We start from the raw sequence: 25,684 nt of genomic DNA, 5'->3' as shown, positions 1-25,684 counted from the left end.
TTGCCGAGGACGTGAGACGCATCCGTAATCACACCCTGGTGCCGAAGAACATTCCGATCTACGGTTTCATCTACGACGTAAGATCGGGCAAGCTGGTGGAGGTGCCGGCGGCCATGGCCGCTGGACGTCCGCTATAAGGCGTTCCGGGATGGTCTGAGGCAAAGCCGGCTTCAGCCGGCTTTGCAATTTTCGAGCGCGGCTCGCTGATGAGCCAATAATTCTGCGATTCCTTTGCCGGCCAAATCGAGCATGGTGTTGAGTTCATCGCGTCGGAAGGCATGACCTTCCGCCGTGCCTTGAACCTCCACATAGGCGCCGGCCTCGTTCATGACCACGTTCATGTCGGTCTCTGCCTCGCAGTCCTCGCGGTAGTCCAAGTCCAGCACCGGCACGCCCTTGTAGATGCCGACCGACACCGAAGCGATTTGGCCGTGGATAGGATTGATCCGGAGCTTTCTTTGCTTCATCAGATTGCCTACGGCCAGGGACAAGGCCACATAGCCCCCGGTAATCGAGGCCGTTCGGGTACCGCCGTCCGCTTGGATCACGTCACAGTCGATGGTGATGGTCCGCTCGCCAAGGGCTTCCAGGTTCAGCGCCGCCCGCAGGGAACGTCCGATGAGCCGCTGGATTTCCATGGTGCGGCCGCCCTGTTTGCCTCTGGCTGCCTCCCTTCCCATCCGCTCATGCGTGGAGCGCGGCAACATGCCGTATTCCGCTGTAATCCACCCGCTGCCCTTACCTTTGAGGAAAGGCGGTACTTTTTCTTCGATGCTGGCCGTGCAGATCACGCGGGTATCGCCGAATTCGACGAGCACCGAGCCTTCCGCGTGTTTCGTATAATTGCAGGTCAATGCGATCTCTCGCAGTTCATCCGGCTGGCGTCCGCTCGGTCTCATGGTATTGCTCGCTCTTCGAAAATCGGGGCAGTATACCCGAATTCAATTGCCCTCGCTTTTTACCGGTGATCCATAACAGAAGTCACGATAATCGCTCATGAATGCTAAACGGTTCTTATATTTGTTCGGTTTCGCGTTGCTGTTCGTCATTGCGCCCGCCGCTTATCAGATTGACAGGATTGCCCAGTCGCTGCCGGTCATGGACGGCGAGGCGGGGTTGCCAGGACTCTCCGAAAAGGCCGAGGTGGAAGCGGATGAGTTCGGAATTCCTTCGGTGCGGGCGGAAACGCAGGAGGATGCATTCCGCGTGCTGGGGTATCTCCATGCGCGCGACCGGCTTTTCCAAATGGATCTGATGAGGCGCAAGACGGCCGGACGATTGGCGGAAGTTTTCGGCGCGAAAGCGTTGCTCCTCGATAAACGGCAAAGAGCTTACCAGTTTCAGCGCGCGGCCGAGGATGCTGTGAACCGGATGCCGGCGGATCAACGCAAGGTTTTGCAAGCCTACACGGATGGCGTGAATGCGTTCATCTCCCGGGCTAAGGCCTTGCCGTTCGAGTTCCGCGTCCTGGCTTATCATCCCGATGCCTGGCGGCTGGAGGACAGCATGCTGGTCGCGCTGGGCATGTTTCAAACGTTGAACGGACATGACAAGGACGAGCGAACCCTTACGCTGATGGATCGTCTCCTTCCTGCCGAGGTGACCGCTTTCCTGACTCCCGACACCGATCCCTACGTTACCGTTCTCTTGGGCGGTGGCGATTCGCACCGGCCGGCGCGCCCGGTTCCGGTGAAATCGATCGCGAGCTTGATCGAGGAGGTCGGAGACCAGAAGCTCGGCAGCGTCATCGAGCCGGAAGCGCCCAGCATCGGTTCGAACAACTGGGCGGTGGGCGGAACTAAAACCAAGGATGGGCGCGCCATTGTGGCCAACGACATGCACTTGGGACTTTCGGTGCCGAATATTTGGTATCGTGCCCGGCTGTTCTACGGAGATGTGGATTTGTCGGGTGTCACTCTGCCGGGAGTGCCGCTGGTCGTAGTCGGCAGCAACCGTCATGTGGTTTGGGGATTTACCAATGTAGACGCCGATTTGCTGGATTTGGTGCGGGTCGAACTGGATCCCGCCGATCCCGGCCGATACCGGACGCCGGAAGGCTGGCGTCGGTTCGAGACCCGGACCGAGACCATAGTCGTTAAGGATGGCAGTGCCGAGCCCCTCGAGCTGAAGAGCACGGTTTGGGGGCCGCTCGCACCGGAGCCGCTGCTCGGCCAGCCTGTGGCGGTCCGTTGGACTGCGCTGGACCCGCGAGCCGTGAATTTGGGATTACTGGGGATGGACCGCGTCAAAACCCTGAATGAGGCCATGGCAGTCGTGAACCGCGCCGGCGCGCCGCCCCAGAATGTCGTTCTGGCGGACGATGCGGGGCACATCGCCTGGACTTACATGGGCTTTTTCCCGAGGCGGGTGGGCTTCGACGGGAGCGTCAGCGTTTCCTGGGCAAACGGTAGCGCCCGCTGGGACGGATTCATTCCGCCCGAAGAACTGCCGCGGGTCGTCGATCCCGCCGAAGGGTTTCTCGCAACCGCCAACAATCGTACTTTGGGCAAGGAATATCCTTACGTGATCGGCCACAATTTCTCCTACAGCTACCGCGCCTACCGAATCGCCGAGACGCTTAAGGGGATGCCTCGGGTTTCGGAACAGGATATGCTGGCCTTGCAGCTCGATACGGTCAGCGAGTTTTACGAGTTCTATCGCCGCCTGGCCTTGTCCGTGCTGAACGGTGAGCCAGAAGACGCAATTCTGGCGGAGGCGAAGCGCTCGATCGAACGCTGGAACGGCCGGCTCGATGCCGATAGCATCGGTATAGGGCTATTGGTCGAGTGGCGGCGAAATCTCGCAAAAGCCGTGTTCGCTCCTCTGGTGAGTCGGTGCGCGGCGGCCGATCCGAATTTCGCCTATGCCTGGCGCGAGCAGGAAACGCCGCTTCGTACGCTGCTCACGGAACAGGTTCCGGAAACGCAGCCGGATCGGCAATATGCCGATTGGCGCAGTTTTTTGATCGAGACGCTCCGCCGCAGTGCCGAAGAGGCCAAGCAGCGGAACGGCGTCGACCGATTGGAGAATTTGGCATGGGGTGAGATCAACCGGGTCCATTTGAGCCATCCGTTCAGCCAGACGTTCACACTCGCCGGCTGGGTTCTGGATATGCCCGAGGAGCCCGCGAGCGGCTGCGGCAGCTTCTGCGTGCGAGTGCTGTTTGACGGCCACGGCGCCAGCGAGCGCATGGCGGTGTCGCCGAATCATCCCGAGGACGGCATTCTCCATATGCCGGGCGGCCAATCCGGGCACCCGTTCTCGGTGCATTACCGCGACCAGCAGCAAGCCTGGCTCAAAGGCGTTGCTTTGCCTTTCCTGCCGGGTGCGGCCAAACATCATTTGACGCTGATTCCCGAATAATCCGGCCTGCACCGGGCAATGCCGTTAAGTCAGGTCCTGCTTCGTCATTCTTCGTCGGAATCTAGCCTGAATATTTCATCAGGACCTCAGTGAAGGTAGGAGGCCGGTCGCGTTCTGGGTTCGGGACCAGAAAAAGGCGTGTTGAGTGCTCGTTTGGGGTGAAAGTCTGAATTTCAGGCAAACGTCCCCCTTACCCCCAGAGAATCAACGTGCCGGGGAACCCACTCGGCCCGGCTCAGCCGGGGGCAAAGCGCTCGGCGATGTGCCAGAACAGCGCCTGCCAGGGGTAAGCATTCGGCAACAGGAAGCGAATGCGACGGGTATTTCGAAGGATCACGCCACCGATTTTGAGGAGCTTGCCCCTGAGAGTGGAACACTGCGCCCGAGCGAGTTCGGTACCGGCGAGGCCGAGGCGACGAAGGGCTTCCAACAAGAGGTAGCCGAGCGAGGCGAGCAGCAGCCGGAATTGGTTGGCCCACCAGACGTGACAACTGGTGCGGTCCGCGAACAAGCCGAGTTGCTGTTCCTTGATCCGGTTTTCCATGTCGCCCCGCGCACAATAGACGTCTTCGTACAGCGCTTGGGAGTCGCCCGCCAGGTTGGTGACCCGGAACCTTGGATTTTCGCCTTGGGGTCCATGCTCGGCTTTGAGGATCACCTGGCGGGGGTGTTTCCAGGTGCCGGCGGTATAGGCAAACTCACCGAAGACCCGCTGTTTTTCCGAGGTGGCGGCAAATTGGGTTTGCGCTGCCTGGCGCCAAGGCGCCGCAAGCTTCAAAAGGCGGTTGTTCTTGGCCAGGCCCACGAGATAACCGACGCCGTGGCGTTCGCACCAGGCCAGAATCCGCCGTCGGCAGAAGCCCGAATCGGCCCGGAAGATGATTTTCACCTCGGGCCAGACGGCACGCAGCCGTTGCACCAGAGCTTTCAGGATCGCCCCGGCGTGCTTGGCCGCGTCGATCTTCGAGGGCCTGAGATAGCTGACCAACAACTGATCGCCGCAAAAGACGTAAAGCGGCAGGAAGCAATAGTGGTCATAGTAGCCATGGAAGAACCGGCCTTCCTGATGCCCATGGACCGGATCATCGGTCGCGTCGAAATCCAGGATGAGCTGATCCGGCGGCGTCGGAAATGAAGCGATGAACTGCTCGACAAACACCTCATGGATCGCCAGGGCCGCCGCCCGATCCATCCGGTTTTCCAAGCGGCACAAGGTGGGGCTGGAGGCACCGGGCGACAGCCGTTCACAGGCCGTCTGCAACGCCAGGTCATGGCGCCAGGTGTCGTGATCGTTGAGGTCTTCATAGCCTTGGCACAGGCCATAAACCCGCTGTCGCAGCAGGTGGAGCACGGCGTGGGCACACCGGCTGGGATCACGCGGGTCCTTCAAGCGTTGGGCCACGCTGTCCAGCAAACCCAGCTTGCGATCGACCTGCCGCAACAGCAGCACTCCGGCATCGCTGGTCACAGCGCCCCCGTCGAAGGCCACATCGATGCGGCGGCGTGCCACGGGCGCAAACAGCTCGATTTGTCCGGTACAATGTGTCACGGCGGAATCTCCTCACAAATTCGATGTCAGCAGTTGAATTTTAAGGGCTTTTCGATTCCGCCACCCCTCCTTTCATGAAATATCCAGGCTAGAAGCCACGGAGGGCATTGGGCTGAATCACATCCTTGTGTCCTGGATGCCGGCATGACGGCTTAACTTAACGGCATTGCTGCGCTAGGGAGGACGTTATGAGCGACGAATACCTCGAAATCGCGATCCGTTTAGGGAGCGCATGGACGGCCGGCGCCCTTATCGGACTCGAACGTACCTTTCACGGTCGTCCGGCCGGATTTCGCACGCATGCTCTGGTCTGTCTGGCTTCAGCGCTACTGATGTTGCTGACCGGCTACCAGAGGCTGTGGTTGAAGGGTGTTCCGCTGGACACGATTCAGACCGATCCGACGCGCATGGCCCAAGGCATCATGACGGGCATCGGCTTTCTGGGGGCCGGGGTGATCTTCAAGGAAAGGCTCACCATCCGCGGCCTGACCACGGCCGCATCCATCTGGATGACTGCCGCCCTCGGCATTCTTTACGGCATAGGCTTCTATTACCCCGCGATTCTGGTTACGGGTGCGGTCTTGGGTACTCTGGCTCTGTTCCGATTGATCGAGTACTGGATACCGAGCCAACAATACGCCCAGCTGAGGCTGCGGTATTCGAGGGATTCGGCGCCCGATGAATCGTCCGTCTGTGCGTTGATCGTTCAATACAAGGCGCGCATCGCGGGCATGAGCTACCGTCTTGTCGACAGCGGCAAAGCCTTCGAGTACTGCATGGTCATCCGCACTTACGATCTAGTCCATTTCAGCCGGCTTGCCGATAGGCTACGGCAAGAAACCGACCTTCTTGAGTTCAGCATTTCACCGGTGGGGGATTAGCCCCCATTTATCCCGTCAAATCTGGCGAGTGGTCGAGATATGTTGAACTTGCCGCGTCATGCAAGTGATCTCAACCTTGAACATCGCGTCAACTCTCATGGGCGGTTCGCAAGTGCGCGTTTCGGGCACGCTACGATCGATTTCGCGACGCCCCTTGGTGGAGGCGTCGCTCTGATCCGGCTCAAATTGGATGAGATATAGAATCGGCCGAATCCGATCGGCCAATCGATATGGGCTGCACTATGAAGCGGATCGTGGGACGCTCATTCCTGGACCGCGATTCCCAAATTTTCCCCGACCCAATGGCTTCTGATCTGATGTTTGTACATCAAACGATAGAGTGTCATGCGCGACACCGCCAATTGCCGCGCCGCACGAGAAATATTGTTTTCCGTGGCTTGCAGCGTAAGCTGGATAATTTCCTTTTCGGTTTGGTCTTTGGCTTCTTCCAGGGTCATAGGATGGTCGAATACTCTGCCAAAGCTCGGATGGAAGTCGTTCAAGCCCAGGTCCGCCGAGTTGATCAAAGGACCTTCGCACATGACCTTGGCCCGTTTGATCCGGTTGATCAACTCGCGAATATTGCCGGGCCACTCGTAACGACGCATCGCTTTCAATGCTTCGGGCTCAAAGCCTTGGGCGGAATCGCCGTCGCCGTTGGCGAACACGCGAAGATAGTGCTTGGCGAGAAGTTCGATATCGTCCTGACGCTCGCGCAGCGGCGGAACGTTTACGGTCAAAGCCTTGAGCCGCCGGTAGAGATCGTCCCGGAAGCGACCGTCCATTACCGTTTGTTCCAGGTCGGTTTGAGCGGTGGCGATGATCCGGACGTCGATCGGCGTTTTCGCGGTGTCGCTACCTGACGGGGTGGTCCCTTCCCGGAGAAAGTTGAGCAATTCGGTTTGAAGGTCTTCGGTCAGATTGCCGACTTCATCCAAGAGCAGCGTGCCTCCCGCCGCAGCTTCCAGACGGCTCTTGCCCGGTTCGTGGATGCGGTCATGCCGTTCTTTGTCGTGCCCGAACAGCTCCGATCGAATGACTTCCGGCGGCAATCCATCGCAGCTCACCTTGACAAAGGGGTTGTCGCATCGAGTAGAGGCTCGATGTATGGCGAGAGCGGTCGATTCTTTTCCGGTGCCGCTCTCGCCGATGATCAATACCGGCGCCTCGATGGCGGCGACTTTCTTGATGGTTCGGAATAGCCTGAGGCTTGCCGGGCTGCATCCGATCAGCTCCTCGCGATTTCTATGGATCGAGGAGGCTGCGGTGCGTTCCAAGATATCCGCCATGCCCAGAGCATGGCCGAGCGTCAATTGCAGGCGCCCGGTATCCAAAGGCAGGGTGTGATAATCGTAAAAGTAGCGAGAAATCAGCTCGCATAGGTCCGGTCTGTTCAAGGTCTCAGCCGCCAGCAAGCCGATCCATTCCATGGAGCGGCGTGCGGTGAAAAGATTCTTGATCGAGGATAAGTCGTTTGGCAGGTCGGAACCGAAGAAAACCATTCCAACCTTGAAACGATGATGATCGATGAGATTCTTGGCCTCGTTCAGATCGCCAGTGGAAAAGATAGTCCATTCGAGAGACCGCAGGGGATCGAGCGATTCGTTCCGAGCGGCCGAAAAATTGAAGCACAGTACCTTGCGCATATCCATATGTTGTCCTTCCTGGTTCACAAGTCTAGGAACTGCCGAGGATGTTGGATTCTTGGAATCCATAAGTCGGATGCCTGTCACCGGTTGTTGTATAGGGTTGCGGTGATTACGATGGCTTCAAGGAGCGGATCGAGGCCGCGGCCTAAAAACCCACCGGTCGGCATCATATAATCTCAGGCTACATGAGCCGGCGCAAGAACCCGACGACGGATAGCGCCGTTCTCGATCATGCGAGCGGAGCAAGCGACGGCACTTCCCTGTGCCGAAGTTAGAGGGCAGTCAGCTCAGGCCGCTTTGCGGAAGACGATCTCTCCGTCCTCCACGTCCGCGCTGACGGTATCGCCGGCGGCGATCTTGCCGGCCAGGATATCCTGCGCCAAGGGGTTCTCGAGTTGGTGCTGAATGGCGCGCTTCAGCGGGCGTGCGCCGTAGACCGGATCGAACCCGGCCTCTCCGAGTTTGTCCAGCGCGGCTTCGCTGACTTCGAGCGCGATATCGCGCTCGGCCAGGCGGTTTTGCAGGTAGCCGATCTGGATGCGGCTGATGGCGCGGATCTGCTCTTTGATCAGCGGGTGGAAGACCACCACTTCGTCGATACGGTTGATGAATTCCGGCCTGAAGTAGTGGGTAACCACTTCCATGACCGCCGCCTTCATCCGCTGATAATTCTCCTCGCCGGCCAGCTCCTGAATACGGTCGGAGCCCAGGTTCGAGGTCATCACGATAACGGTGTTGCGGAAGTCCACGGTGCGGCCGTGGCCGTCGGTGAGCCGTCCGTCGTCGAGCACTTGCAACAGTATGTTGAACACCTCGGGGTGGGCCTTTTCCACCTCGTCCAGCAGGATCACCGAGTAGGGTCTGCGGCGCACCGCCTCGGTCAGATAGCCGCCTTCCTCGTAACCGACATAACCCGGCGGCGCCCCGATCAGGCGGGCCACCGAGTGCTTCTCCATGAATTCCGACATATCGATCCGGACCATGGCTTCCTCGGTGTCGAACAGAAACTCGGCCAAGGCTTTGCACAGCTCGGTTTTGCCCACGCCGGTCGGGCCCAGGAACAGGAAGGAGCCGTTGGGGCGGCGCGGATCGGCGAGACCGGCGCGTGAGCGGCGGATGGCATCCGACACCGCTTTGATGGCCTCCTGTTGGCCCACGACTCGCCGGGCCAGGTTTTCCTCCATGTGGAGCAGCTTTTCCCGCTCACCCTCGAGCATTTTCGATACCGGAATGCCGGTCCACTTGGAGACCACTTCGGCGATTTCCTCGTCGGTGACCTTGTTGCGCATCAGCTTGGTTTCCTGCATCTCGGCCTGTGTGGCGAGATCCAGCTCCTTTTGCAGCTTGGGAATCTCGCCGTATTGCAGCTCCGACATGCGGGCGAGATCGCCGTTGCGCCGTGCCGCGTCCAGGTCCAGCCGAGCCCGTTCCAGCTTTTCCTTGATGGCGGCCGTGCCTTGCAGCGCGGCCTTTTCGGATTTCCAGATCTCTTCCAGTTCAGCGTATTCCCGTTCCAGTTCGGAGATGTGGTCTTGGAGTGTTTCCAGCCGTTTTCGCGAGGCTTCGTCGGTTTCCTTCTTCAAGGCCTCGCGCTCGATCTTGAGCTGGATCAGGCGGCGATCCAGACGGTCCATTTCTTCCGGTTTGGAATCGATTTCCATGCGGATGCGGCTGGCGGCCTCGTCCACCAGGTCGATGGCCTTGTCCGGCAGATTGCGGTCGGTGATATAGCGATGCGACAGGGTCGCCGCCGCCACGATCGCGGGGTCGGTGATGGTGACGCCATGATGTACCTCGTATTTTTCCTTGAGCCCGCGCAGAATCGCGATAGTGTCCTCGACGCTGGGCTCGTCCACCAGCACTTTCTGGAACCTCCGTTCCAAGGCCGCGTCCTTTTCGATGTACTGACGGTATTCGTCCAAGGTCGTGGCGCCTATGCAATGCAGCTCGCCCCGAGCCAAAGCGGGCTTCAGCATATTGCCGGCGTCGATGGCACCTTCAGCCCGCCCCGCGCCGACCAGGGTGTGCAGCTCGTCGATGAAGAGGATGATCCTGCCTTCCTGTTTCGCGATATCGTTCAGCAGCGCCTTCATCCGCTCCTCGAATTCGCCGCGGAACTTGGTGCCGGCGATCAGGGCGGCCATGTCCAGAGCCAATAGGCGCTTGCCTTTGACCCCTTCCGGCACTTCGCCGTTGACGATGCGCTGCGCCAGGCCTTCGACAATGGCGGTTTTGCCGACGCCGGGCTCGCCGATCAAGACCGGATTATTCTTGGTGCGGCGCTGCAGAACCTGGATGGTGCGGCGGATTTCATCATCGCGCCCGATCACCGGATCGAGCTTGCCCTGTTCGGCGCGCGCGGTCAGATCGATGGTGAATTTCTGAAGCGCCTGGCGTTGCTCTTCCACGTTGGCGTCGTCTGCCTTCTGGCCGCCCCGGATCTGTTCGATGGCTTGCTCCAGTTTGTTCCGGTCCAGTCCCGCTTTCCTGAGCAAATCGCTGAGCTGGCCACGGTCTTCGATGGCCGCCAGCACGAAGATTTCGCTGGTGATGAACGTGTCGCCGCGTTTTTGCGCCAGCTTATCGGTGAGGTTCAACAACCGGCCCAGTTCGTTCGAGATCTGTACGTCTCCGCCGATACCTTCTACGCGGGGGATGCGGTGGAGCGCTTCTTCCAGAGAGGTACGGAGCTGATTGACGTTGACGCCGCATTGCGAGACCAGGGGCCGCACGGTGCCGCCTTCCTGATCGAGCAGCGCCGCCATGACGTGAATCGGCTCGATGAACTGATGGTCGTGCCCCAAAGCCAGGCTCTGCGCTTCGGCCAGGGCTGCTTGGAATTTACTGGTCAGTTTGTCCATTCGCATTGGAAAAATGCCTTTATGTTGCTTAATCGAGATGACTCAATAGATTGGGGTGCCGTACCCGCTTTTCAAGCGAAGCCGGCGATGCAGTCGCTCGTTATCGATCCTCTATAGGAAGGCATTGTAGTGAAGTTCCAGCCTTAAAAGCCGCTTTGACGTGCGTCGGAGCTTTGTAATACGATCGCCTTCCATTTCCACTTTTATGCGCGGAACTCCCATGCAGGATGCAGTGCCCTTCGCGGCAATCAGCCGCTTCCGGTTTTCCGAACCCGAGGTCCTCTCCGGACAATTGCCCAACGGAACCCTCTCTCGTCTCCTAACGGAAAAGTAGGCCGTCGTGATGGAGACGACGGCTTTAAGCAATAGAAGTTTTCCAGGCGTCGGCATGAGTTTTCTCGCCGGCCTTCTGAGCGCCTCGATTTACGGCTTCGGAATCTCCCTCCTACTCGGGTTCGGTATCCATAAGATTTTTCTGTACTTGTGCGCCGCTGTCGTCATCTGTCTGGCGCTGTTGTCCCGCAGCGGCTTCCCAATCGATCGGCCGATGGCCGCTTTGCTGTCCCTCGTTGTTTTGCTGACCGGACAAGGCTATCTCATGGCGTCCGCCAACGAGACCGACTTTCGCTTTTTGGAGCATCTATCCTGGCCGGTGGCGGCGGTTGCCGGTGTGGTGATGCTGCCCGAGCGATTCGGCAGTCGCTGGCAATTGACCCATAAGCCGATTATCGCCGTGCTGGCTGCGTTCTACGTTGTCGCCCAGTGGATCGGCTTTGCGATTTTTCCCGATAAGTTCGGGCTGTTCGCCAATCCTCATTTCTTGGCGCTGTACTGCTTGCTGACGCTGCCGATCCTGTTCTATTTTTCGATCGCGAACGGCGGAGGACAACGGTGGCTGTTCATCTTGGCGTTGCTCGGCGATGCGCTGTTGCTGTTGAAGACCCAGTCCAGGCCGGGTTTTCTGGCTCTGCTGGCCGGCTCGCTGGTGATCGTCCCGTTCGTGGCGGTCAGGTACCGGTGGATGACGCTCGCGGCGGTGCTGATTATTCCCGGCTTGCTGTACGCATCGGGAATTTATGGATTCGACGACAGGATGGACGATTTCTTCGGTGATTTGCGCAAGGAAGAACGGGTGGCCATTTGGACGGAGACTGCCGAAATGCAGTCGGCGAGTTCGGTTCGAGAATGGATTTTCGGGCATGGATTCGGGCAGTTCTACCGCGATTATCAGGGGGTTTCCAGCTTTCATTCGGTGGTCGATTTCTCCTTTCCGCACAATTTCTTGCTGGAACTGCTGTATAGTCACGGGTTGATTGGGCTTATTGTTGTAATCGTCGGCTATGGGCTATTTTTCGCGAAGCTCTGGGTGCATACGGCGACTGCCGATAATGATACACGCAGGCAGATAGGCCTCCTTTTGATTGTCGTGACGACGGTCCATTTTGCGCATGCCTTTCTTACGCTGCCTTTTTTCTCCCGATCGACGCTCTATCCGTTGAGCTTGATTGTGGGGGGCGGTTTTCGTTTTTTTAAAGCTTCTCATGGCTCAGCCTGATTTTCCGCCGGTGGGCGTGATTATTCCCAATTTCAACGGAGTGCATTTATTGCGCCGCAATCTGCCGTCCGTGATACGGGCCGCCGCAGCTTATCCCGGCACCTGCTCGATCATCGTGGTGGATGACGGATCGGCGGACGGAAGTGCCGAGATGCTCCGGACCGAGTTCCCTTCGGTTCGTGTCGTCGTCCATGAAGCCAATCGCGGTTTCGCCGAAGCGATCCATTCGGGGGTCGATGCCGCCGACGCGGAATTCCTGATTTTTCTGAATTCCGATGTGCGGCCGCAGGAGGACTTCATGGCGCCGTTGATCCGGCATCTGGAAAAGGCCGAGGTCTTCTCCGTATCGCCCCTGGTTCTGGACGAGGACGGACGGGTGAGCCCGGTTTCGTGGCGGTGTTTCCGAATAAGACGGGGCCGGCTTAGGTCGGTGCGCTGGCGCTTCGACGACCTGAAGTCCGCTGCGCCGACGGAGAGCTTATTTGCCTCCGGAGGCTCCGTCGCTCTGCGAAAATCGATGTTTGTGGCGCTGGGCGGCTATTTGCCGCTTTACAAGCCGTTCTATTCCGAAGACTTCGACTTGGGTTTGCGCGCCTGGAAACGCGGGTGGCGAACGCTCTTGGAGCCTGCGAGTCGGGTGGTGCATGAAAAAAAAGGTTCGATTTCGGAAAACGTGGCCGCCGATCGAGTCAGAAAGACGCGGGTGTGCAATCGATTCTTGCTCGAATGGACACATATGCCGGGGAAGGACTTGATGCTCTATCTCTTGCCGGGCTATCTGTTCCAGTTGATCGGACGCTTGCTAAGACTCGATATGGTATACGTCAGAGGCTTTTTTGCCGCACTGCGCCGCCTTCCGGAAGCGCTTCGAGTACGAGCCGAAATCCGGAAGCACCAAGTCCTGGATTTTTGGCGTATCGTCGACGCCGTCGAGCGGAGTTTTGGCCTGAAGGCTTGATTATTAACGTGTTCGTGAAATTACGGAGACCCTATGGTTAGGGACAGGCCGATGTTTACCGTCTTTATTCCCACCTATAATCGCGCGGGCTTGTTGACTAGGGCTTTGTCCAGCATCGAGGCCCAGACCTATCGGAACTTCGAGGTCGTCATCGTCGACGACGGATCGACCGATGACACTGCTGCCGTCGTGGCTCGTTGGAAAGCGGGCGTCGAATTCCCAGTCATTTATGTCAAACAGAGCAATCAGGGCAAGCACGCCGCTCACAACAAAGGCGTGGAATTGGCCAGGGGGCGGCTTTTTTTCAATCTCGACTCGGACGACCGTCTCTTACCCGATACCTTGGAGCGTATCCGGCGTCATTGGGAGTCCATCCCCGAAAGTGAGCGTGGACGTTTCGCCGGTGTCGAAGGTCTGGTGGAGAGTATGGACGGGAAGCGGTCGCTGACCATTCCTTATCCCCATAATCCGCTGGATGCAAGCTTTCTGGACGTGCGCTATCGCCTGGGCGTGGGCGGCGACAAAAAACATGCGATTCGGACCGATGTCGCGCGCCGGTTTCCGTATCCGGTCTTTGCCGGCGAAAGGCATATCCGGCCCTCGCTGACCTGGAAACGGATTTCGCACCATTATGTCTTTCGTTGTGTCAACGAACCCTTCCAGCAGGTGGAGTACCTGGCCGATGGTCTGTCTTCCGACCGTTTTCGTCTGCGCATGCGCAACCCGCGCGGATTCCAGCTTTACTATCTGGAAGACGTAACCGAGCACCGGGCATGGCTCAGCCGCCGCCAACGGCGGCGCAGCATGGTCGATTTCATCCGTTTTTCCTTTCATACCGGTGCCGGTCTTCTCAAGCAGGGAAGGCTGACCCGCTATGATCCCTTATGGCTGGCGCTGGTGCCTGCCGGATTCGGCCGCTGGCTGGTGGATCTCTACCGGCTGCGCTTCAAAAAGGGATACAAGCCGAATCGGAAAGAAACGCGCAACTGATGCGGGCGCTCTTAAGAGGTGTGAGAAGTCGTAGGTCGGCAATCCCTTGCCGACCAAGGCGTCGGAAAAGGATTTCCGACCTACGGCTACACCTTCGCAACGCGGCCATCGAGCCGCGCAGTAGCTTCTCACACACCCTCTTACAGCCACTCCGCGCGTTTCAGGCGTCTATACAGCCAAACGCAGCCGATCAAGGTTCCCGCCAAAGCGGCGGGATAGCCGAATCGGAAATCGAGCTCGGGCATGAACTTGAAGTTCATGCCGTACATGCTGAACACCATGGTCGGCAACGCCAAAATGGCGCCCCATCCGGCCAAGCGTTTGACGACTTCATTCTGCCGGACCGTGATCAGCGCCAGGTTTGCTTGCATGGCATCCGACAGGGTTTCACGCATGGTGTCGGTGGCGCGGATGATGCGGTGCACGTGGTCGTGTACGTCGCGGAAATAAACGCGCAATTCCTTGGAGACAACATCGGGGTGAAGCCGCATCAGTGCATTGCAGACGTCCAGCAAAGGCATCGCGGCATTGCGCAGCCGCAGCAGGCAGCGTTTGAGATCGTACAGGCGTTCCATCGCATCGCGATGCAAGCGGTTTTCAAAGATGTCTTCTTCTAGTTTTTCGAGCAGCGATTGGTAATGTTCGACGACCGGCATGAAGTTGTCGACGATGAGGTCGAGGACTGCATAAAGCGCGAATCCGGAGCCTTTGGCCAGGAGTTGCGGCATGCTCTCGCAACGGACTCGGGCACGGCCGTAGCCTAGCGACGATTGGTGACGGATCGATATCAAAAATTGCTTGCCGACGAACAGATGCGTTTCGCCGAAATGAACCTTGCCGTCCTGGAGCTCTACAGTGTGCAAGACCACGAACAATGATCCTTTGTATTCTTCCAATTTCGGCCGTTGATGTGCGGAGCGGGCATCTTCCACCGCGAGTTCGTGCAGGCCGAATTCTTCCTGGAGTTGCAGCAACTCGTTCGGATCGGGTTCGGTCAAGCCAACCCATACGAAGGTATCCGGTTCCGCAAGCAGTTCACTGATGTTTTCGACGCTGACGTCTCCGATTCGCTGGCCGTTGCGATAGGCGGCGCATCTGATATACACGATTAATCCTTTTCAGCCCCGAGCGGGACAATTGGTCATGGTTTTTGTACGTATTAGTTACATATAATACGATCAGTCGAATGGATGATTTCCCTTGATAGGTTTTTAATGGTCGATGCAAAGCGCTTGATGGGTGCCACGCGAACGGGCGGTGTTCTCCGCGGCGCATCTGTTGCGGCCGTACTGGCTTTGGGCGTTACGTTTTATTTTACCCCGCTGAAAAGCTGGCTGGATCAAGGCTTGATGCTCAAAGCCGAGTTGGCGAGTTACGGTTTGGCGGCGCCCTTGGTTTTTACCTCGGCCGGCGTAGCGCTCACAGCAATCGGGGCGCCTCGCCTGATTTTGTGCTCTCTTGGCGGATTGGCGTTCGGCTTTGCTTGGGGACTGGTGTGGAGCCAACTGGCGACGGTGTTGGGTTCATACGTGACGCTTCTGCTCATCCGCCGATTCGGCGTAGGCTACGGACTGAAGAAGGTTCGTCAGTTTGAGCGATTGGCACGGCAGATCAAGCAAAACGGCGTATTGGCCGTGGTGCTGATTCGACAGCTTCCACTGAACGGCTTCTACAATAATGTACTTTTGGGGATGACGGATGTCGGTCATCTGGATTTTCTCATAGGAAGCTTCATCGGGTTTTTGCCTATGGGGATTACCGCCTGTCTGATAGGCGCCGGCTTACTCCAGACCGATTTTGCCAAGGCCGCCGAATACATCGCCTTGGCATTGGCTTCGTCGGTGATTTTGGGCTATGCGTTGAAACGGCTCCACCGACTCGTATGCGCCAAGAACACCGAGTTGTCTTTTTTGGCCGATAAGGATGCGTGATCGGCTGCGCGGAATGTTTCGCCCGATGGCCGCATGCCGCTCGCTCTACACTAGACTAGGGACTTCATGAAAAATTTCGAACGGTTCAATTGACGTCCTTAGATTCGTGACGCCTCCTCGAGTTTGTCTTTTCATCCCCAGCTTCGGCAATGGCGGCGTTGGGCGCACCTTCGTTCACCTTGCCAATGGTTTTTCCGCCCACGGCGTACCAACGGCTTTGATCGTCAACCAAGCCGATACCGTCTTCGCCGACCGGTTGAACCCCGAAGTCGAGCAGGTGGCCCTCCATGGCCAGAGCGACCTGGCGCTCGAAAAAGATCTGCTCGCGTTCCTGCGGACCAATAGGCCGGCTGTCGTCATGACCGGCCAAGGGCGGGACGACCGCATCGCATTGAAGGTCAAGAAAAAGTTGCGGGATTCCGGCATACGGTTTTTCTTGCGCGTCGGTACTTCGCTGGGTGCCCGGACCGAACTCAAGCATCGGTTTTGGTGGTCGCGGTGGCTGTTCCGGCGCAGACAGCAACGCCTGTTCTCGCAAAGCGACGGCATCATCGCCAATTCCCGCGACGCGGCGGCCGATTTGTCGGCTTTCCTGAACATTCCGCTCGAACGCATCAGCGTGCTTCCCAATCCCACTGTAGCGCCGGATCTGCTGAACTTTGTCCATAAACCGGTGGATCATCCCTGGCTGAAGCCGGGCAGTCCACCGGTCGTCATGGGAGCGGGGCGGCTAGGGCGCGCCAAGGATTTCCCGACCTTGCTGAAGGCGTTCGCCCGGCTGCGTCGAGATCGGGTTTGCCGCTTGATGATCCTGGGGCAGGGCCGGCAAGCGGAAAAGCTGAAAAGCCTGGCGGCCGAGCTCGGCGTTCAGGATGATTTCGACCTGCCGGGCTTCGTGGACAATCCTTACGCTTTTCTCGCCAGGGCATCGCTGTTCGTTCTGTCGTCGCTGTGGGAGGGTTGTCCGAATGTGCTCATCGAGGCTCTGGCGGTCGGTACACCTGCTGTGGCCACGGATTGTCCTAGCGGGCCTAGGGAGATTCTGGCTGAAGGTCGTTACGGGCGGATCGTCGCGCCGGGCGATGCCGAAGCTCTCGCGGAGGCGATGGCCGCGACCCTGGAAAATCCACCGCCTTCCGAGCTCTTGCGCGAGGCGGTACGGCCGTACACTCTGGAAAACAGCAGTCGCGCCTATTTGGAATCTTTCGGGCTGAGCCGCCCATGAGTTCGAGCCGTACAGATCTGGCTTTATTTCTGGCGACTTCCGGTCATAGCGGGGTCGATCGGATCATGCGCAATCTGGTTCCGGAGTTTGCCCGATGGGGACTGCGGATCGATCTCCTTAGAGTGAAAGGCCATGGTCCTCATTGGGACGATCTGCCGCACAATGTCCGGACGATCGACTTGGGCGTTTCCCATGTCAACACCGCTTTGTCGGCGTTAGTCCGTTATTTGCGCCGCAGCCGGCCCGAAGTGCTATTGAGCGACAAGGACAAGGTGAACCGCACCGCCCTGACGGCACGGGCGCTGGCTCGCGTCGATACCCGCGTGGCGGTGCGGATAGGCACGACGGTCTCCAAGAATCTCGAGCGCCGCGGCTGGTGGGCGCGAAATGGCCAGTTGGCTTCGATCCGACTGTTCTACCGCCACGCCGACTGCATCCTGACGCCTTCCGAAGGCGCGGCGGAAGATCTGGCCAGGATAGCGGGGCTGCCGCTCAAGGCGGTGACCGTGGTGCCCAGCCCGGTGCTCACGGACCGTTTCGATGCGATGGCCGAAGCGACGGTGGATCATCCCTGGTTCGCGCCGGGCGAGCCGCCGGTGATACTCGGCATCGGCGAATTGTGCGCGCGCAAGGATTTCGCCACCCTGCTGAAAGCTTTCGCGGAGCTGCGGCGTGACCGTCCTTGCCGCCTCATCATCGGCGGCGAGGGGCGGCAGCGCGACAAGCTCCAGCAACTCGCCCGTCATCTGGGCGTGTCGGACGATGTCGACCTGCCGGGATTTCTGGCCAATCCTTATGCCTACATGCGCCGGGCCAAGGTTTTCGCTCTCACGTCGATTTGCGAAGGCATGCCGGTCGTATTGATCGAAGCCATGGCCTGCGGCACATCGGTGGTATCGACCGACTGCCCGAGCGGTCCCAAAGAAGTGCTCGGAGACGGTCGTTATGGTCCGCTGGTTCCGGTCGGCGATTCATCGGCCCTCGCGGCGAAAATCGCCGACATGCTGGATAGTCCGACCTCGCCCGAAGCGTTGCACGAGGCGACGATGCCCTACACCGTTACCAACAGCGCGCGGCAATATCTGAATGCTCTGGGTCTGCTGAGAGGAGAGGGGTAATGGGTCGTGCACAGCGTCTGGCGGTACTGATTTCGTTTTCCGGCACCGGCGGCGTGGAGCGCATGGTGATGAATCTGTTGCCCGCGTTCTCGCAGGAGGGGTTGGCGGTGGATCTCCTGGCCATCTTGCGCAAGCCCGCGCCCGAACTCATAAGGCTGAACGGTTCGGGGTTGCGGGTTCTGGACTTGGGCGTTGGACACACCGCCTTGGCGGTGCCGGGGCTGGTCCGCTATCTCAAGACCGAAAGGCCGTTTGCCCTGTTGGCCGCCAAAGACAGAGCCATTCGCGCCGCGGTGCTCGCCAAGCGCGTGAGCCGAGCGGATACCCGTCTGGTGGGCCGCCTCGGGACTCATCTTTCGGCCGCCATGGCGAACAAGCCGGCACTGATCCGCTGGGCACGCCAATGGCCGATGCGCGAAATGTACTCGGCGGTGGACCGTATTGTCGCCGTGTCCGAAGGCGTCGCGGAGGACACGCGGCGGATCGCGAAATTGCCGCCGGAAAAGATCGTGGTGATCAGAAACCCGGTCATTACCCCGGAGATGATGGAAAAGAGCCGCATGCCGGTGGATCACCCCTGGTTCGAGTCGTCGGACGTTCCCGTCATTCTGGGAGCCGGACGCTTGACGCGGCAAAAGGACTTTTCGACCTTGGTCCGCGCTTTTGCCCGCGTGAGAGCCGCGATGGATTCGCGGCTGGTGATCCTCGGCGAAGGCCGGCTGCGCCCCAGTCTGGAAAAGCTGGCTGCCGATCTGGGGATCGCCGATGCCGTCGCGCTGCTCGGCCATGTCGCGAATCCGTATGCCTACATGGCGCGGAGTTCGCTGTTCGTGCTGTCGTCCGCCTGGGAAGGTTCGCCCAATGTGCTGACCGAGGCCTTGGCCCTGGGAACGCCGGTGGTGTCCACCGACTGCCCCAGCGGTCCGCGGGAGATTCTGCGGGACGGCCTTTATGGTCCGCTGGTGCCGGTAGGCGACGTGGAGCGCTTGGCCGATGCGATGTTGAACACCTTGCAGTTTCCGCTTGAGAACCGGTTGCTTCGCGAGGCAGCGTCGGAGTATACGGTGGAGCGTAGCGCGGCTCGCTATCTGGAGGTGCTGGGATTTACGCCTTCCGGCTCCGCTAAGGTTTTGCATCCGGTTTGACACAACTCTTTTGAATCCATGTTGCTCTCCCTCAAATACAACTTCCTGTTCGTCCACATCGCCAAAACCGGCGGCACCAGCATTCGCGACTCGCTTTGGCGGCAAAAGTGGACCGATCCGTACCGGATTCCGCAGTTTCTCTGCAGCAAGCTGAGCGGGATGACCGGCCATAAGATCGGAGCCAAGTTCCCGCGCCACGCCAAGATCATCGCCGCCAAGGAAATGCTCCCGCGAGAGGTCTTCGAGAGCTTGTTCAAGTTCGCCTTCGTGCGTAACCCTTGGGATTTGCAGGTGAGTTCCTATCATCACATCCGCCGCGAGCGGCCGCAGCTGATTACCCACATCGACAGCTTCGAGGCGTTTCTCCGCTGGAAGCTCGATCCGGCCCGCCCGCCGCAGTATCACGCCGACATGTCGACGGAGCTGCAAAGCGACTATGTGATCGATTTGCACGGCAACACCGTCGTCGATTTTCTCGGACGCTACGAATTCCTGGCCGAGGACTTCGAAACGGCCTGCAAGCGGATCGGCATCAAGACCCCGAAACTGCCCCACAGCCGCAAGGCGACCGACCGCCGGAAGGACTATCGGGATTACTATAACGACGTGACGGCCCAACTCGTGGCGGATCATTACCGGCCCGACATCGAGCGGTTCGGCTATCGGTTCGACGAGCCGCTGGCCTCCAATCTGACCGGCTGAGATGTATCCGTCGCTGCATATTCTCGGCAGCCGACAGTTCGGCGGTGCGGACCAGTTCTACGTGCGCTTGCTGGGCGCGCTGCACGAAGCCGGGCAGCGGGTGATCGCCGTCAACCGGTCCGGCAGTCCGGTGGCAGAAGCCCTGAAGACTAGCGCCATCGAGCAGGTACACCTGCCGCTCGCCAATCAATGGGATCTCTGGTCGGTCTGGCGGATTCGCGAGTTGGTGGCCCGGCGACAGCCGTGCATCGTCCAGACCTACATGGGGCGCGCGACGCGCCTGACCCGTTTGCCTGCCAAGGCGAAGGCCATGCATATCGCCCGCCTGGGCGGTTTCTACAAGATCGACGGCTATTATCGCCACGCCCATGCCTGGGTGGGTAATACGCGAGGCATCTGCGACTATTTGGTCAAGTCCGGTCTTCCCGCGGAACGGGTGTTCCACATCGGCAATTTCGTACCGGAGCCCTTCGTTTTTTCGAGCCAACACCTCGAAGAGCTGCGCGACAAACACAATATCCCAAGCGACGCGCTCGTGTTATTCGCCTTGGGGCGCCTGATCGACAAGAAGGGCTTCGACGATTTGCTGCATGCCTTCGCCGAACTTCCGGCCGAAGCGAACGGACGCCCGCTGATCCTCCTCGTTGCTGGCGACGGCCCCGCGGCCGATCGGCTGAAGACGCTGAGCGATAGCCTCGGATTAACCCCTCGCGTCCGCTGGTTGGGCTGGCAACAACCCGACCCGTTCTACGCCTTCGCCGATCTGTTCGTCTGCCCCTCGCGCCACGAGCCCTTGGGCAACGTCATCCTGGAAGCCTGGAATTACCGCCTGCCGGTGGTCAGCACGGCGACCGACGGCGCTCTGGAGCTGATCGACGAGGGGAGAACCGGTCTCCTGGCGCCGTGCGGCGACCCCTCGGAACTGGCGGCGCAAATCCGGGCGGCGCTCGCGCTTTCCGATACCGAAAGAAACATGCTCGGCGAAGCCGGTCATGCATTTCTGCAAAGCCGGTACAGCCGCGAGGCGGTGGTCGGCGCGTACCTCGAGCTTTATCAGCGACTCATGGCGGACAGAGGCGACTGACACTGATGCCGGAAATCGATTCTCCGCCGCAACGCATCCTGATCATCCGGCTCAGCGCCATCGGCGATGTCATCATGGCTTCGGGACTGATTCCTGCGCTGCGCAAGGCGTATCCGAACGCCCGCATCGCCTGGCTGACGGAATCCGCCAACGCCGATCTCCTGCGCCATAACCCGCATCTGGACCAGGTTTATTTGTGGCCGAGGGGCCGTTGGCGGCAGTTGCGCCGGGAGCGCCGCTACCGTGCGTTCGCCAGGGAAGCTTTCGATTTGATCCGATCGCTTCGAGTCGAACGCTTCGACTGGGTGATCGATCTCCAGGGTTTGCTCAAGAGCGGCGTCTGGGCTTGGCTTTCGGGCGGACGGCGGCGCATCGGCCTCGGTTCGCGCGAGGGCAGCCAGTTTCTGATGACGGAGGTTATCGACCGGCGCGTGGATGATCTCCGCATCGGCAAGGAATACAGGATGCTCGCCGAGACCTTGACCGGCCAGACCGATACTTTTGAACTCGATATCGCCGTTTCGGAAGACGATCGAAAAGGGGCAAGAGAACTGCTGGAATCGGCAGGCGTGACCGGAGCATATGCCGTCATCTGCCCGTTCACTACCCGTCCTCAAAAGCATTGGTTCGACGAACGCTGGGCGGAGCTGTCGGTCCGCCTGGCCGGCGAACGCCGGCTCGCCGTCGTTATGCTGGGCGGTCCGGCGGACAAGGCGCGTGCCGAAATCATCGCCAGGCAGACGCCGGGCCTCATTAATTTGGCCGGCCGGACGAGCCTGGGACAGTGCGCGGCGATCATCGAGAAAGCGAGGCTGTCGATCGGCGTCGATACCGGATTGACTCATCTCGGCATCGCTCTGGGCGCTCCGACCGTGGCGATCTTCGGTTCCACCCGGCCCTATTTGGACACGGGCCGGGCCACGGCGAGAGTGCTTTACGAGCGCTTCGAATGTTCGCCCTGCCGCCGTCGTCCGACCTGCGGAGGGACGTTCGATTGCATGCGTCTCCATACCGTGGACAAGGTGTTCGGCGCTGCCATCGAGCTTCTGGAAAAAAGATCATGAAAGTGCTGCACGTGGAAATGGGGCGGCACCTATACGGCGGTGCCCGGCAGGTGGCCTACCTTCTCAATGGCCTGAGCCGGTTTCCAGGAGAGCATGTGCTGGTATGCAGCGAGGGCGCCGAGATCGTCGGGGCTATCCAAAATCCCGCCGTCGAGATTCGACCGCTTCCGTTCCGGGGCGACTCGGATCTCGGCTTTATCGGCCGGCTGCGGCGGCTGATTCGAAACGAAAAACCGGACGTGCTGCACATCCACAGCCGCCGCGGCGATCTTCTCGCCGCTTTGGCCGGACGGCTGGAAAACATTCCGATGATCCATAGCCGGCGAGTGGACAATCCGCCGCGCTGGGTCGACACCCGCATCAAGTTTCCGCTGTTCGAGACCATCGTCACCATATCGGAAGGCATACGCGAGGTGCTCATCGAAGCTGGCGTGCCGGCCGAGCGGGTGGTCTGCGTTCCGAGCGCGGTCGACACCGAGCGCTACCGTCCGGAATGCGATAAGGCTTGGTTTCGCTCGGAATTCGGCCTCGCGGAGGGCGAGACGGCGATCGGCATGATCGCCCAGCTGATCGGCCGCAAGGGGCATGAGGTGTTATTCGACGCCTTGCCCGTGGTCCTGGCTCGTCACCCCCAAACGCGGGTTTTGCTGTTCGGGCAGGGCCCCGTGGAGGCCGAACTTCGGACATCGGCTCGTGCCCGCGGACTCGATGACACCGTAATTTTCGCCGGCTATCGAACCGATATGGCGCGGGTCATACCTTGTCTCGATCTGGTGGTCCATCCCGCCTGGATGGAGGGGCTCGGCGTCTCGCTGCTGGAGGCTGCGGCCTCTGGGGTTCCGATCGTGGCAACACGGGCTGGCGGCATTCCCGAAATCGTGAAGGACGGCATCAACGGCCGCCTGATCGAGCCCGGCGACAGCGCCGCATTGGCTTCCGCTATCGTCGAACTGCTGGACGATCCGACGCGGCGCCGTGAACTGGGCCAGGCCGGGCGGCGTTTGGTTCTCGAACGGTTCTCGGTCGAAGCCATGGTGGAGGGCAATTACCGGGTTTACCGGCAGGTTACGGAAACGGTTGCTGAACGCGGCTAGAGGATTTTCCGATTTGGCGTAGGTCGGCAATCCTTTGCCGACGCCTTCGTCCGCAGTGAAAACGCGCCAGTCAAGTCGTCAGATCCAGCCACACGCTTTGGCAATCCGCTCGGCGCGCTTCTCCCAGCTGTACTCTCGGGCCTTTTGCTTCGCCGCTTGCGCGAGACGGCAGGCGAGTTGCGGATCGTTTTGCAGCCGCCTGATCGCCGCGATCCATCCTCCGGTGTCCGCCGGCTCGACCAACAGAGCGGTTTTCTCGTGATCGACGATTTCCCGAATCGCGGGCAGATCGCTCACGATGATCGGACGTCCCGCCGCCATCGCCTCGAACAGCTTGATGGGGCTGATCGAATCGGCATGGGGAAGGCTTCGCTGGTAGGGCAGCAGGACCAAATCGGAGCGCTCCCACCAGGTCGGCACGTCCCGGTGCGGCACGAAAGGCACGACGTGCAGCTTGCCCGAGGCTTGGACCGTATCTTCCTGTTCGCCCACCAAGGTGACGTCGGCGATTTCCGTTGCAGCGATTTCCTGGAAGACGTCGAGGCCTCGGTCGCGGCTGAGGCGCCCGAGGTACACGATGCGAGGGGCGGAGAGACGGTCGGGATCGAAGGCCGGAATCCGGTCGAATGCGGAAAGTTTGGTCCCGCTCGGACTGACGAGCACGCGCTCCGCGACGGCCCCGGCCCGGATCAATACGTCTGCCGCGGCATGGCTGATGGGGACGAGCCATCCGATGAGTCCCTGCCGATGATGCTTCACGATGCCGGCCAAATACCCTTTGCCGATCAGTTCGCGCTCCGCCTCGTGGATTTCCAGTTGATGCGGTATTCCGGCAGCGGCCAATGTGGCGCTGATTTGCACGGAGCGGGTGTAAACGCCAAGAGCCTTCCGAAGTCGCCTGCCATAAAGCCGAACGAACGGGCGGGCGTTCCAGCGCCGATTCAGCAGCCAGCTGGAACGGATGTCCAAGGACGATTCGATGCCGAAATCGCGCAGCCGGCTTTCCAGGTCCAGCGAACCCGGCCACGGCGGCAAATACAGCGTAGCGTCGACGCCCGCTTGGCGGAATGCCTCCATCATCTGCAGGGTCTGGATCAGATTGGCGCGATTTCGTTGCAGGCGGCTTCGGCCCAGATAAACGACGGGTAGCCTAGTCATGGCGGGCCGCATCGGGATGCCAGGCAAAGCTATAGGCGATCCCGGCCAGTAAAATCCAATAGGCCCGGCAGTCGCCGTGCAGAATGCGGAAGTCGAACAGGCTCCACACGGCCAAGAGAATGAAGCAGCCGGCCAGAAACGCGAAATGGTCTTTCGGCAGAATCCCGGTCTTATAGCTGCGCCATACGTTGGCCATCACCAGAAGAACCGTTGCGGCCAAGACCAGTGCGCCCAAAAGGCCGAAGCGGACCAGGATTTCCAGATAAGTGTTATGAAAGTGGTCCATCCAGTCCGCTCCTTTCGCCTGTGGATGGATCAGCTCGGGTTGACCGCTGATTTCGACGAGATGCTCGGTAGAGCCGGGGCCCCAGCCGAACCAGGGCCGCTCCAAATATTTTTGCAATCCGAATTTCTGAATATCGTGGCGATAGCCGATCGACGTGCGCGGCAAGTGCTGGTTTTCTCCCTGCAAAATCGACGAAACGACCGCGTTTTCCTGATCGATCCGGGTCCGGATCTCGCCGTGGTTCAGGGCAAACAGACCCACAACCACGCCCAGCGCGAGGAGCATGAAAGGAACCGACTTTCCGAGCTGAAGGTCGGTTCTTTTTGTCTTCCAAAAATAATGGATACCCAATGCGCTGGGAACGGCTATGAGTGCGGCAAGCCAGGCGCCGCGGGATTTGGAAGAAATCAGCATGAAACTGGATAGATATAGGGCGGCCAGCCAACAGGCGAGGCGAAATAGGTCATTCAGGGGACTCGTGCGGGTGCTCCAGATTCGCGGGGTATAGATCAAGAGTCCCAGAATTGCCGATGCCGACACCAGACCGCTGAAGATGATTCGGAGTTTGAATCCGGTTCTTTCGGCGACGGTCATGTGATACAAGTTCGACCAATCGGCTTTCCAAAGCATGCCGATCAGGAGCCCCCCGGTGGCCAGGATCAGCGTCCAGTGGATGCGCCGCAGGTCGCCGCGCAGCCACCAGGCCAGCGGCAGAAAGGCGAACAATTTGAGCCAATTCGAGGCGTCTCGGATCTGAAGTTTGCGCGTTTCGGGAAATTCGTCGATCGCGAAATAAGCCCCGATGGCCACATAAATCGCGAAAGCGGCAAACAGTCCGAACATCGGATCGCGGCGAAACACCGGCCATGCCGACGGATTCAACAGAAATGCCAGCGAAAACGCGGCTAACGCGATATTGGTGCCGGCCGGACTCAGCCAGGCAAAAAAGGCGAAAGCCAAGGCAGCCGTGACGCCGGTATAATTGGCATACTGGACCGGGGGAGCGATGACTCCAGCGACCATTGGATGATTTCTATCCGTGTGAAAAAACCACGATTTTAGCAAAGTCGA

20 protein-coding genes and 1 pseudogene are annotated in these 25,684 nt (G+C 59.6%); 14 read left to right on the top strand and 7 right to left on the bottom strand.

All coding sequences use genetic code 11. The features are described from left to right. Window positions 1-137 (top strand): annotated as a pseudogene (locus JOD69_RS24655) (carbonic anhydrase); the annotation flags it as partial. Between the two features lie 33 nt (window positions 138-170). On the opposite strand, the gene rph reads toward JOD69_RS24655, so the two are convergent. Next, window positions 171-899 (bottom strand): ribonuclease PH, encoded by a 729-nt coding sequence (gene rph, locus JOD69_RS10860; protein ID WP_077731929.1) that lies wholly within the window; start codon window positions 897-899, stop codon window positions 171-173. A gap of 97 nt (window positions 900-996) precedes the next feature. On the opposite strand from rph, the gene JOD69_RS10855 reads away from it, so the two are divergent. After that, complete coding sequence (locus tag JOD69_RS10855; protein ID WP_086135648.1) at window positions 997-3,363, top strand: penicillin acylase family protein; 2,367 nt, start codon at window positions 997-999, stop codon at window positions 3,361-3,363. A gap of 235 nt (window positions 3,364-3,598) precedes the next feature. Here JOD69_RS10855 and JOD69_RS10850 read toward each other — a convergent pair whose 3' ends face one another. Then, complete coding sequence (locus JOD69_RS10850) at window positions 3,599-4,912, bottom strand: IS1380 family transposase (RefSeq protein WP_086135644.1); 1,314 nt, start codon at window positions 4,910-4,912, stop codon at window positions 3,599-3,601. Between the two features lie 188 nt (window positions 4,913-5,100). Here JOD69_RS10850 and JOD69_RS10845 point away from each other — a divergent pair, with 188 nt between their 5' ends. Continuing rightward, window positions 5,101-5,793: an MgtC/SapB family protein gene (locus JOD69_RS10845; RefSeq protein ID WP_077731927.1), complete on the top strand. Its 693-nt coding sequence runs from the start codon at window positions 5,101-5,103 to the stop codon at window positions 5,791-5,793. A 263-nt stretch (window positions 5,794-6,056) separates the two neighbouring features. On the opposite strand, the gene JOD69_RS10840 is transcribed toward JOD69_RS10845, so the two are convergent. Then, window positions 6,057-7,445 carry a sigma-54 dependent transcriptional regulator gene (locus tag JOD69_RS10840; RefSeq protein WP_168183860.1) on the bottom strand — a complete coding sequence of 463 codons (1,389 nt, stop codon included), beginning with the start codon at window positions 7,443-7,445 and terminating at the stop codon, window positions 6,057-6,059. Window positions 7,446-7,729: 284 nt separating this feature from the next. Beyond that, window positions 7,730-10,309, bottom strand: a complete 2,580-nt coding sequence (gene clpB / locus JOD69_RS10835; RefSeq protein WP_086134867.1) for an ATP-dependent chaperone ClpB — start codon at window positions 10,307-10,309, stop codon at window positions 7,730-7,732. A 382-nt stretch (window positions 10,310-10,691) separates the two neighbouring features. Here clpB and JOD69_RS10830 point away from each other — a divergent pair, with 382 nt between their 5' ends. From JOD69_RS10830 to JOD69_RS10820, 3 genes are read left to right on the top strand one after another with little or no spacing between them, the layout of a single operon-like run. Next, window positions 10,692-11,858 carry an O-antigen ligase family protein gene (locus tag JOD69_RS10830; protein WP_168183859.1) on the top strand — a complete coding sequence of 389 codons (1,167 nt, stop codon included), beginning with the start codon at window positions 10,692-10,694 and terminating at the stop codon, window positions 11,856-11,858. Then, on the top strand, window positions 11,845-12,816 hold the full coding sequence (locus JOD69_RS10825) for a glycosyltransferase family 2 protein (RefSeq protein ID WP_086134865.1): 972 nt from the start codon (window positions 11,845-11,847) through the stop codon (window positions 12,814-12,816). The genes JOD69_RS10830 and JOD69_RS10825 overlap by 14 nt, the downstream gene beginning before the upstream one ends. 51 nt (window positions 12,817-12,867) lie before the next feature. After that, a complete protein-coding gene (locus tag JOD69_RS10820; RefSeq protein WP_168183858.1) occupies window positions 12,868-13,806 on the top strand; it encodes a glycosyltransferase family 2 protein in 939 nt (312 codons plus the stop codon). 140 nt (window positions 13,807-13,946) lie between these two features. Here the strand turns inward: JOD69_RS10820 and corA are convergent, their stop codons facing one another. Next, window positions 13,947-14,912 (bottom strand): magnesium/cobalt transporter CorA, encoded by a 966-nt coding sequence (corA, locus tag JOD69_RS10815; protein ID WP_086134863.1) that lies wholly within the window; start codon window positions 14,910-14,912, stop codon window positions 13,947-13,949. 108 nt (window positions 14,913-15,020) lie between these two features. Here corA and JOD69_RS10810 point away from each other — a divergent pair, with 108 nt between their 5' ends. The 8 genes from JOD69_RS10810 (at window position 15,021) to JOD69_RS10775 (ending at window position 23,169) form a co-directional block, all read left to right on the top strand. Continuing rightward, window positions 15,021-15,737 (top strand): VTT domain-containing protein, encoded by a 717-nt coding sequence (locus JOD69_RS10810; protein ID WP_166642674.1) that lies wholly within the window; start codon window positions 15,021-15,023, stop codon window positions 15,735-15,737. 106 nt (window positions 15,738-15,843) lie between these two features. Continuing rightward, the gene (locus JOD69_RS25230; protein WP_205781114.1) at window positions 15,844-16,962 is read left to right on the top strand and encodes a glycosyltransferase; all 1,119 of its coding nucleotides are present in this window, start codon (window positions 15,844-15,846) and stop codon (window positions 16,960-16,962) included. Beyond that, the gene (locus JOD69_RS10800) at window positions 16,959-18,080 is read left to right on the top strand and encodes a glycosyltransferase (RefSeq protein WP_077731917.1); all 1,122 of its coding nucleotides are present in this window, start codon (window positions 16,959-16,961) and stop codon (window positions 18,078-18,080) included. Before JOD69_RS25230 ends, JOD69_RS10800 begins: the two co-directional genes overlap by 4 nt. Further along, a complete protein-coding gene (locus JOD69_RS10795) occupies window positions 18,080-19,225 on the top strand; it encodes a glycosyltransferase (protein WP_077731916.1) in 1,146 nt (381 codons plus the stop codon). The genes JOD69_RS10800 and JOD69_RS10795 overlap by 1 nt, the downstream gene beginning before the upstream one ends. Before the next feature lie 18 nt (window positions 19,226-19,243). After that, window positions 19,244-19,927 (top strand): sulfotransferase family 2 domain-containing protein, encoded by a 684-nt coding sequence (locus tag JOD69_RS10790; protein ID WP_077731915.1) that lies wholly within the window; start codon window positions 19,244-19,246, stop codon window positions 19,925-19,927. Window position 19,928: 1 nt separating this feature from the next. Beyond that, entirely contained in the window at window positions 19,929-21,011 is a 1,083-nt protein-coding gene (locus JOD69_RS10785; RefSeq protein ID WP_086134861.1) for a glycosyltransferase, read from the top strand. A gap of 5 nt (window positions 21,012-21,016) precedes the next feature. Continuing rightward, on the top strand, window positions 21,017-22,075 hold the full coding sequence (locus JOD69_RS10780) for a glycosyltransferase family 9 protein (RefSeq protein ID WP_086134860.1): 1,059 nt from the start codon (window positions 21,017-21,019) through the stop codon (window positions 22,073-22,075). After that, complete coding sequence (locus tag JOD69_RS10775) at window positions 22,072-23,169, top strand: glycosyltransferase (protein WP_086134859.1); 1,098 nt, start codon at window positions 22,072-22,074, stop codon at window positions 23,167-23,169. The genes JOD69_RS10780 and JOD69_RS10775 overlap by 4 nt, the downstream gene beginning before the upstream one ends. Before the next feature lie 78 nt (window positions 23,170-23,247). Here JOD69_RS10775 and JOD69_RS10770 read toward each other — a convergent pair whose 3' ends face one another. After that, window positions 23,248-24,327 (bottom strand): glycosyltransferase family 4 protein, encoded by a 1,080-nt coding sequence (locus JOD69_RS10770; RefSeq protein ID WP_086134870.1) that lies wholly within the window; start codon window positions 24,325-24,327, stop codon window positions 23,248-23,250. Continuing rightward, window positions 24,320-25,636, bottom strand: a complete 1,317-nt coding sequence (locus tag JOD69_RS10765) for an O-antigen ligase family protein (protein WP_086134858.1) — start codon at window positions 25,634-25,636, stop codon at window positions 24,320-24,322. Before JOD69_RS10765 ends, JOD69_RS10770 begins: the two co-directional genes overlap by 8 nt. Between the last annotated feature and the right edge of the window lie 48 nt (window positions 25,637-25,684).

This window comes from Methylocaldum sp. RMAD-M (assembly GCF_017832375.1).
Taxonomy (GTDB): domain Bacteria; phylum Pseudomonadota; class Gammaproteobacteria; order Methylococcales; family Methylococcaceae; genus Methylocaldum.
The sequence above is the reverse complement of the archived record's forward strand: the minus strand, read 5'-3'. Positions and strand labels throughout refer to the sequence as shown.

Coding starts and splice junctions, on each gene's coding strand:
- rph (WP_077731929.1), bottom strand. CDS start 899: ATGAGACCGAGCGGACGCCAGCCGGATGAACTGCGAGAGATCGCATTG.
- JOD69_RS10855 (WP_086135648.1), top strand. CDS start 997: ATGAATGCTAAACGGTTCTTATATTTGTTCGGTTTCGCGTTGCTGTTC.
- JOD69_RS10845 (WP_077731927.1), top strand. CDS start 5,101: ATGAGCGACGAATACCTCGAAATCGCGATCCGTTTAGGGAGCGCATGG.
- JOD69_RS10840 (WP_168183860.1), bottom strand. CDS start 7,445: ATGGATATGCGCAAGGTACTGTGCTTCAATTTTTCGGCCGCTCGGAAC.
- clpB (WP_086134867.1), bottom strand. CDS start 10,309: ATGCGAATGGACAAACTGACCAGTAAATTCCAAGCAGCCCTGGCCGAA.
- JOD69_RS10830 (WP_168183859.1), top strand. CDS start 10,692: ATGAGTTTTCTCGCCGGCCTTCTGAGCGCCTCGATTTACGGCTTCGGA.
- JOD69_RS10825 (WP_086134865.1), top strand. CDS start 11,845: ATGGCTCAGCCTGATTTTCCGCCGGTGGGCGTGATTATTCCCAATTTC.
- JOD69_RS10820 (WP_168183858.1), top strand. CDS start 12,868: ATGTTTACCGTCTTTATTCCCACCTATAATCGCGCGGGCTTGTTGACT.
- JOD69_RS10810 (WP_166642674.1), top strand. CDS start 15,021: ATGGTCGATGCAAAGCGCTTGATGGGTGCCACGCGAACGGGCGGTGTT.
- JOD69_RS10800 (WP_077731917.1), top strand. CDS start 16,959: ATGAGTTCGAGCCGTACAGATCTGGCTTTATTTCTGGCGACTTCCGGT.
- JOD69_RS10795 (WP_077731916.1), top strand. CDS start 18,080: ATGGGTCGTGCACAGCGTCTGGCGGTACTGATTTCGTTTTCCGGCACC.
- JOD69_RS10790 (WP_077731915.1), top strand. CDS start 19,244: ATGTTGCTCTCCCTCAAATACAACTTCCTGTTCGTCCACATCGCCAAA.
- JOD69_RS10785 (WP_086134861.1), top strand. CDS start 19,929: ATGTATCCGTCGCTGCATATTCTCGGCAGCCGACAGTTCGGCGGTGCG.
- JOD69_RS10780 (WP_086134860.1), top strand. CDS start 21,017: ATGCCGGAAATCGATTCTCCGCCGCAACGCATCCTGATCATCCGGCTC.
- JOD69_RS10775 (WP_086134859.1), top strand. CDS start 22,072: ATGAAAGTGCTGCACGTGGAAATGGGGCGGCACCTATACGGCGGTGCC.
- JOD69_RS10770 (WP_086134870.1), bottom strand. CDS start 24,327: ATGACTAGGCTACCCGTCGTTTATCTGGGCCGAAGCCGCCTGCAACGA.
- JOD69_RS10765 (WP_086134858.1), bottom strand. CDS start 25,636: ATGGTCGCTGGAGTCATCGCTCCCCCGGTCCAGTATGCCAATTATACC.